Origin of the sequence: Vibrio sp. 1874 (genome assembly GCF_033344395.1) — a bacterium.
Taxonomy (GTDB): domain Bacteria; phylum Pseudomonadota; class Gammaproteobacteria; order Enterobacterales; family Vibrionaceae; genus Vibrio; species Vibrio alginolyticus.
This window is the reverse complement of the sequence record NZ_JAWPOR010000083.1, coordinates 1-1,446: the sequence shown is the minus strand read 5'-3', so window position 1 is coordinate 1,446 and position 1,446 is coordinate 1. Positions and strand designations below refer to the sequence as shown.

At 46.8% G+C, this 1,446-nt stretch carries 1 protein-coding gene; it reads left to right on the top strand.

Annotation, left to right across the window (positions count from 1 at the left end):
* Positions 1 to 1,446: DUF6701 domain-containing protein (locus R8N46_RS24690; protein ID WP_318189708.1), on the top strand; the 1,446-nt coding region annotated here is incomplete at both ends.

The following is a 1,446-nucleotide window of genomic DNA, read 5'->3' as shown; positions in this document are numbered from 1 at the left end:
TTCATATTGACGGTAAGTACAACACCATTATTGGTAAAATTTTGACTCACAGTACGACCGATATATTCAATGCTAACGTTTGTGGCACCATTGAATCAAAAGGCCATCAATTGCATCTCAAGACGAATCACCCTTTCCAACAACATTTCGTCGTCGGTGATATTGTGGCGCACAGTTCTCTGCTTATTGATGATATGGCGGTTTACGGCACGACGGAGTCCAAAGGTGCATCTGCCGCACTGAACGGTTCGTTCTACGCGAAAGATACTGCGATTAAGTACTTCCAGACATTAAACTTTAATCAAGGTGTTGGAAGTCAGGTTTGCGGCAAAATCCAACAAACGCCGGGAAGTTCGCACCCTCATAGTGTAACTGGCAAGTATTCTCAGTTCTGCGGTGTTGGCCAATCACGTTGCGATTACTCGAGCTCCATTTGTCCGAGCACCGCAACTCCGCCGCCCGAGTGTAGCATGTTGCCTCCAAGTAACGATGACTTGGGCCTGACGGTGACACCATCTGATGACATGGCGTTGATGTGCGGTGACGATCTCCCGCAATTCACAGCGATCACAACCAACAACGATGAAGTAGTCGGCGCACCAGTGATGGCAATATTGTCTGATCCCGACTTGTTCACGCTAGAGGTAGTGAAAGGGAAACCGACCTCAACTGAAAACCAGTTTCAATCTAACGATAATGGTGAGCTCGTTGTTCGTGTGATTCCAAACGACATCAATAAGATCGCATTAGACGCCAATTACTCTTTGACTTTCACAATGGTCGGAGACTCCGCTAAGGAGCAAACAGTCAACTTCATGTTTACGCCGTTTATGTTCGAAGCGTATTCAAATGAAAGACGGACACTGAATGAAATTCGCGTCATCGCTGGTAAACCAGAAAATGTTCATACACGTCTGCTCGCTTGTGCCTCCACAGGAGAACCCGTCGTTGCCAGCAATTACAATGGGAAACCCAAAGTAGTCCACCCTTTGATTAAACCTCTAGGTGGAAGCGAAGGTGATTTTAGTTATTCTGCTGAGTTCAAAGACGGATTATCGGAACATGGCTTAATTACTAACGAATCCGGACTGTTCGAGGTGACGTTATCCGACCAATTCGAATGTGAAGGATTTTCAGAGTGTCCGGACGACGGCACAGTTGAAGTAACAGGCAAGTTTAATGTGTACTCGCGACCATGGACCTTGGCAATCTGTGAGAACCAAAACACCTTGCCTTCAGGCACATCCGAACAAGGTGATAAGTTCATTGCCGCTGGCGAACATTTCTCGTTAACGGTGAAACCCGTCATCTGGCAAAAAGGGGGTTCTATCAGTGATCCTATCGACTCATCAGCTTATTGTGATGCTTTGGTCACGACCAACTTTATGCATGATGGCGCACCAGCAGCATCGGTTGTTTTGTCGAGCGAGCAACACTCGCCTTTAG